The organism is Nonomuraea sp. NPDC049784, from assembly GCF_040659615.1.
Lineage (GTDB): Bacteria > Actinomycetota > Actinomycetes > Streptosporangiales > Streptosporangiaceae > Nonomuraea.
In genome coordinates this window covers 1-6316 of record NZ_JBFAMX010000601.1, presented here as the reverse complement: position 1 = coordinate 6316, position 6316 = coordinate 1, and the positions used below count along the sequence as shown (strand labels likewise).

Here is a 6316-nt window from a genome sequence, read left to right as displayed (position 1 = left end):
CACGGGGCACGCGGAGGTCGTTCGGGTGGCGTTCGACCCGGCGAAGGTGTCGTACGAGGAGCTTCTGAGGGTCTTCTGGGAGGCCCACGACCCGACGACATCAAGGCGATCAAGGACCTGAAGCTGCCGACCGCGGCCGGGCTGGTGAAGCTGTCGTCGGTGGCGGACGTGCGGCAGGTGGCCGGGCCGACGCAGGTGACGCGGATCGACGGTGAGCGTTCGGCGACGGTGTCGGGCAAGGTGGCCGACGCCGGGAACCTGGGCAGCGTGACGCAGGCGCTGACGACCAAGCTGGACGGGCTCGCGCTGGCCTCGGGCGCCACCTACGAGATCGGCGGCGCGTCGGCTGACCAGGCCGATGCCTTCTCCGACCTGGGGATGGCGATGCTGGCGGCGATCGCGATCGTCTTCATGATCATGGTGGCGACGTTCCGCAGCTTCGTGCAGCCGCTGATCCTGCTGGTGTCGATCCCGTTCGCGGCCACGGGCGCGATCGGGCTGCTGGTGGCGACCGACACGGCGATGGGCGTGCCGGCGCTGATCGGCATGCTGATGCTGATCGGCATCGTGGTGACCAACGCGATCGTGCTGATCGACCTGATCAACCAGTACCGCGAGCAGGGCATGGGCGTGGTGGAGGCGGTCATCGAGGGCGGCCGGCGCAGGTTGCGGCCGATCCTGATGACGGCGGTGGCCACGATCTGCGCGCTGACGCCGATGGCGCTGGGGGTGACCGGGTCGGGCGGGTTCATCTCGCAGCCGCTGGCCATCGTGGTGATCGGCGGTCTGATCAGCTCGACCCTGCTCACCCTGGTCCTCGTTCCTACCCTCATCGTTGTTATTACTCGGAAGCGTGACCGAGGACCACTCCCACCTCACGCCCGCCGTCGCGTACGTGACAGTGTCGATGATGCTGGAAGAAAAGATCTCGCCAGCAATCCAGCGTGACGCGATCGAGGCGTTAGCCGCCCGGCGGGGTTACCACATCCCGCCGGGCAAGTGGCCGGATGCGCCGGGCAAGTGGCCGGATGGCGGCTGGATCGAAGATCTCGACGTGTCCGGGAGGAACTTCCAACGGACGATCATGGCGGCCATCTCCCACGTGGAGAAGGGCGGGGCCAAGGCGATCCTCGTGTGGAAGTACTCCCGGTTCGGCAGCACCCGGATCACCGCGTCGGTCGTGCGGATGGGCACCGCGATCGTGGCCACAGCCGCCCGCATGGCGCTGCTGTCGGCCGCGACCGGCGCGCTGACCAACGGCGTCGTCTCGCTGGGGGCGGCGCTCGCTCCCGCTGTCGGCCTGGTCGCGGCGCTGCCTGGGTGGCCGCGCTCGGAGCGGCCGGACTCGCGACCCTCTCAGTGGCCCTGTACGGGGTCCAGGACGCGTTCACGGTCGCTCTGGGGGAGGACGAGGAGAAGTTCCAGGAAGCGATCAAGGGCCTGTCTGGGGCCGCTCAGTCCGCAGCTAGGGAGCTGCGTGCGCTGCGGCCCGTGCTGCTCGGCCTGCGCAACCTCGTCCAAGACGCGCTGTTCCAGCCGCTGCTCGGCCAGCTGACCGCGCTCGTCGACGTGCTGCTGGGGCCAGTCGCGATCGGCATGAGCTCGGTCGCGGACGCGCTTGGCCGGGCCGCCGCCCGGGTCGCCGAGTTCGCCCGCTCCGACACCGCGGTGTCGGCGATCACCGTCACCTTCGCGTCGCTGCGCTCGGCTGGATGCAGGACGCCGTCCAGGTGCTGCGCCAGCTCGGCTCGATCGCCGCCGACGTGTGGCAGATCGTCTCCGGCGTGTTCGACGCGATGCGCGCCGCAGGAGGGGACGCGCTCGGGGTGCTCGGCACGATCCTCGACCGGATCAACGCCTGGGTGAACAGCCTCGCTGGGCAGCGCACCCTGACAGCCGTCTTCGTCGCCCTCGGCCAGATGGCCTCTGCGCTCGCCCCGGCTATCGTCTCCGTCGCCGAAGGGATCGGCCGGCTCGCCCCGCTCGTGGCGGCGCTTGCGGCGCAGCTCAGCCCGATCCTGACCGCCGCCATCCAGGCCGTCGTGCCCGCGCTAGCTGCGCTCTTCCCAGGAGTGTCGGCGATCTTCGCCGCGCTCGGGCAGGCCGTCGCCGCCGTCGCGCCCGCGCTGGTGCCGCTCGCGCGAGCCATGTCGTCCATCATGGTGGCGGCGGCTCCGCTGCTGCCGCTGATTGGGCAGCTCGCCTCGCTCGTCGCGCAGACCCTCGCCGCGGGCCCTGCTGAACCTCGCCCCGCAACTGCTCGCGCTGATCAGCTCGCTGGCGCAGCTGCTGCCGCTGCTCCTGCCGATCCTGCCGCCGTTGCTGCAGCTTGTCACCACCCTGCTGCCGCCGCTGATCACGCTGGTGCAGGCGGTCGCGCTGCTGCTGACCGGCGACTTCATCGGCGCGCTGGCGACCGCCGGCCGGGGCATCCTGGACTTCCTGGTCGTCGTCAACACTCTCGGCTGGCAGCTCCTGCAAGGGCTGTGGAACGGCATCCAGGCGGCGGCCGGGTGGTTCCGCGACGTCATCTGGGGCTTCTTCCGGAACATCCTCCCGGACTGGGTGCGGCAGGCGATGGGCATCAACTCGCCGTCCACGGTGTTCGCGGAGATCGGCCGGTTCACGATGCTCGGCATGGCCCAGGGCATGCAGGACTCGGCCCGCACGGTGCTGGCCACCGCCGCGCGCATCGTCGGGGATCTGGAGGCTTCGTTCAAGCCGGAGCTGACCGCGAACATCGGCTCGACCGGCCGCACCGTCACCGGCACGGGCCCAGGCCAAACAGCCGGGGTGAATATCCACGTCACCACGATCAACCCGGCCGCCGAGACCAACAGTGAGACCGTCAACCGCGGCCTCGCCTACGCCGGGGTGCTCGGCGTGCTGTGACAGCGGAGCCCCGCCATCTGCCGGGCAAGGTTACGCGCGGCCCACAGCCTGCGAATGATCAGTGCTTGGATGATGCCTCAACAATGGCCATGGCGACAGCCCCGATCATGAACCCGATACCCACGAGAGCGAGGGCGGGTGCGCTCCCAGCCACGCCGAACTGCGAGCTGTCGGGGGCGAGCACTTGGTAGGCGCTGACAAGAAGGGCGAGCGTTCCCAGAGCGAGAAAGATCCCAATTCGGCGAGTCATGGGCATGGATCGTAGAACACGGCCATTCACGAAATCTGTTCGTTCACACATGAGGGGGGCCAATGCCGACGTACGCGCTCGATGGGGTCGCCCTTGACCACCCCGCCGGATGCTGGCGACTGAAGAAGGGCACCAAGCGCAGGCCCCTGCCCGGCCTGCAGCAGGTCCAGGTCAAGGTGCCCGGCCGGGCCGGGGAGCTACCCATCGTCGGCCTCGACCACGAAACGACGACGATGCCGCTCGTGCTGACCGTGTACGGCCGTACCCCCTCGGGCGTGCCCGGCGGGTACGAGCAGATGGAGCACAACTTGGAGGCGCTCACCGCGCTGGTCGGCGTCAAGCACCGGCTGATGAAGCTCACCTTCGTCGCGGGGACGGTCGTGCGGCAGGCCGACGTCATCATCGACGGGATCAGCGAGCCGGAGATCAACGCCGACGCGGCGATGGCCCGGCTGACCGCCGTGATGCGTATCCCGGGCGTGTACTGGCGTGACGAGTTCGACACCACCTGGGCCGGGCCCGCTAACGGCGCCGACCAGTTGGTCACCACCCTGGCCGGTGCGACCGGCCCCATCGTGGACGCGCTGGTGCGCTTCACCGGCCCGGCCGTCAACCCGGCCCTGACCGACGTGGCCACCGGGGGCACGGTCGCCCGCTCGTCCGGGCTGCTCGCGGGAGAGCGGCTCCTGATCGACTGCGGGCAGATGAGGGCCCGCCTGTTGACGACCGACACGTGGGACATGACTGCCGGGACGGACGTGACCGGTCAGATCGCCGCCACCGGCCCCGGCTCGGCGTTCCGCTGGCTTCACTTGACTCCGTCCGTGGCGGTCGGAGACCCGCACTCGCGCACGGTGCTCGTCACCACCACGGCGACCTCCACCATGGCGGCGTCAAAGCTCGAGATCCGCGCCCGCCGCGCCTATCTGTGAGTAGCACGGGTTACGCCGTCACCAAGGTACGAGTGCTATTCGGACTCCGGTGATCTGTGCGGGCCAACGGTGCCCTTGAGGGCTTCTAGCCGGGTCATGGCGTCCTCGTGTAGCTCATCCAGCTTGCGACCTGACCAACTGACCACGTGTTGCAACGACCCCTCGAATCCACGCAAGGGAGGCGGGCGGGGGCTTTTTTGCGTGCTCGAGCGCCGTCAGCTGGCGGTGGCGTTCTCGGCTTCCGCCCGCTGGTAGCCGTAGTCGAGATAGCGCTCCCACTGCGCTCGGGCGTCATGCGAGATCCTGTCCAAGGCCACCATGCCGGCCATGATGGCCGCCACAGCTCGTCTTCAACCTCCGGCAGGGTCGCTGTGATGGGCCCGTCCGTCCCCCAGCCCTTCGAGCGGCGGTAGAGCTCGGTGGCCTCGTTAGCCTCCTCCGAGACCTTCGTCACGAGCAGCAGTTCCTTGGCGGGCTCCGGTGCGCCGCTGCGCCGCTCGTCACGCTCACGAAGCGCTTGGATCTGCTGCCACATCTCGTCCATGGTGATCGCGGACCGATCCGCGGCGCTGCCGCGAACGCGCCCTGAGCAGGGCGCGGCAGGAGAAGAGGTCCCATTGCTGATCTACGTTGTAAAGGCGTGGGTGTCGCCCAGACGGTGGCTGTCGGTTGCAGTTGAAGTTGTCGGTGCTCGTGTCAGTGTTCAGGTTGAGTTGTCGGATTCCGCCTTCGACTCCGATCTTGGTGGTGCAGAATGCTCAGCCATGACGGCTTTGCGCGCGCTGGCTGGCAGGGTGGACGCGCCTCCTCGGGACGGGGAGTTCGAGGTCCGGTACGTCGCTGAGTGCGGCAGGTTGCAGCGCGTCTCGCTCGATCAGGCGGGCGGGGTGCGGTTCGAGGCGGCATCGCCGGCGGGGGTTTGTCTCCTACAAGGGGCAGCGGAACTTCCCGGGGTTGTGGTGGTCAGCGACCGCCGGTGGGCCCGGCGACGCATCGCCACGCGGCGGTCACCCGGCGGCGCGGATTCTTACGGGATCATTACCGTCCGTCTCGGCGGCGCGCACATCTCTTGGGGATAGAGGCGCGGCCGGTTAGCTTCCCGGTTGACACTGATCGTCAGACCTGGGAGCAGCATGAACCCCCTGCGTCGCTGGACCACGCGAATCCAGCTGATCGCCGTCGCCGCGGCCTGTGCCCTGGCGGCTACCGTCCCCGGGAGCGCGGCGGCGCACGCGGCCTGCAGGCCCGCGCTGGCCGGATTCACGCTCGCGCAGGCCGAAGTCGAGCCGGGCGGCACCGTGGCCGGTACGGTCACGTTGACCTGCGCGGCGGGGAGGCGCGGCGTGCTCGTGGCGCTGTCCACCACGAGCGGCGCGATCGGCCTGCCGTCCGGGGTTACCGTGCCCGCGGGTTCGACCCGGGGCACGGCCGTCATCACCGGCCGCGCTGTCCCTGCGCCGACCACGGCGACCATCACCGCCTCCTACGGCTCCGGCGTCCAGCGTCAGACGATCACTGTCGTCCCCGCCGCGACCCCGGCCCCGGCGCCGAGCCCTTCCGAGCTGCCGAAGCTGCGCTCGGGCAGCGTCTCCCCGCCCGTCATCACCGGCGGCGACGGCGCGGTGCAGACCATCACGCTGGACCGTCCGGCACCGGCCGGCGGCGTGGTCGTCTCGCTGAGCTACGACCTGATCTACGGTGCGTCCACCGGCCGCAGGGCCGTCGTCCCCGCCGGTGCCACCAGCGTGACCTTCCCCTTCCGCATCGGCGCCCCCAAGCAGGAGACGCTCGCCCGGCTGTACGCCCAGGTGCCCGGCTCGCCGCTGGCGCCGATCGCCGAGGTCAGGATCCTGCCCGCCGACCCGGCCATCCGCGCCGTGACCGCTCTGGAGTTCTCGGCCCCAGCGGCCCTCGTCGGCGCCACGGTGACCGGCACCGTGACGTTGAAGGAGCCGGCGCCGGCCGGCGGCATCACGGTCGCCCTCTGGTCCAACACGAGCTACGGGCCCAACGTGAACGTCCCGCCGTACGTCACCGTTCCTGCGGGCAGCGTGAGCGCGAGCTTCCCCGTCAGGGTGAACGAGGCCGCCACCGCGTCGGTCGTCACCCCGTCCGCCGACCTGGGCACCTCGCTGGTCACCCAGGAGTTCGTCGTCGTGCCCGGCACGTTCTCCCTGTCCGGCGGCGGCGGCCTTCAGCCCGGCGAGACCGTGCGCGGGGCCGTGGGGATCGGGTCGGCGCC

Annotated in this window: 5 protein-coding genes and 2 pseudogenes; 6 read left to right on the top strand and 1 reads right to left on the bottom strand. The window is 70.1% G+C overall.

Features of this window, described 5'->3' with window-relative positions:
- Positions 1–25: 25 nt before the first annotated feature.
- A complete protein-coding gene (locus AB0J09_RS53135) occupies positions 26–121 on the top strand; it encodes a peptide-methionine (S)-S-oxide reductase (RefSeq protein WP_360709694.1) in 96 nt (31 codons plus the stop codon).
- A pseudogene (locus AB0J09_RS53130) lies at positions 94–948 on the top strand (efflux RND transporter permease subunit); the annotation flags it as partial. The gene AB0J09_RS53135 and the pseudogene AB0J09_RS53130, both read left to right, overlap by 28 nt.
- A gap of 30 nt (positions 949–978) precedes the next feature.
- Here AB0J09_RS53130 and AB0J09_RS53125 read toward each other — a convergent pair.
- Complete coding sequence (locus AB0J09_RS53125) at positions 979–1221, bottom strand: hypothetical protein (protein ID WP_360709692.1); 243 nt, start codon at positions 1219–1221, stop codon at positions 979–981.
- A gap of 99 nt (positions 1222–1320) precedes the next feature.
- Here AB0J09_RS53125 and AB0J09_RS53120 point away from each other — a divergent pair, with 99 nt between their 5' ends.
- The 4 genes and pseudogenes from AB0J09_RS53120 to AB0J09_RS53105 form a co-directional block, all read left to right on the top strand.
- Positions 1321–1866, top strand: coding sequence for a hypothetical protein (locus AB0J09_RS53120; protein ID WP_360709690.1), 546 nt, complete (start codon positions 1321–1323; stop codon positions 1864–1866).
- A 324-nt stretch (positions 1867–2190) separates the two neighbouring features.
- The gene (locus AB0J09_RS53115; protein WP_360709688.1) at positions 2191–2892 is read left to right on the top strand and encodes a hypothetical protein; all 702 of its coding nucleotides are present in this window, start codon (positions 2191–2193) and stop codon (positions 2890–2892) included.
- A 312-nt stretch (positions 2893–3204) separates the two neighbouring features.
- Complete coding sequence (locus AB0J09_RS53110; RefSeq protein WP_360709686.1) at positions 3205–4074, top strand: hypothetical protein; 870 nt, start codon at positions 3205–3207, stop codon at positions 4072–4074.
- A 1133-nt stretch (positions 4075–5207) separates the two neighbouring features.
- Positions 5208–6316: pseudogene (locus AB0J09_RS53105) on the top strand (hypothetical protein); the annotation flags it as partial.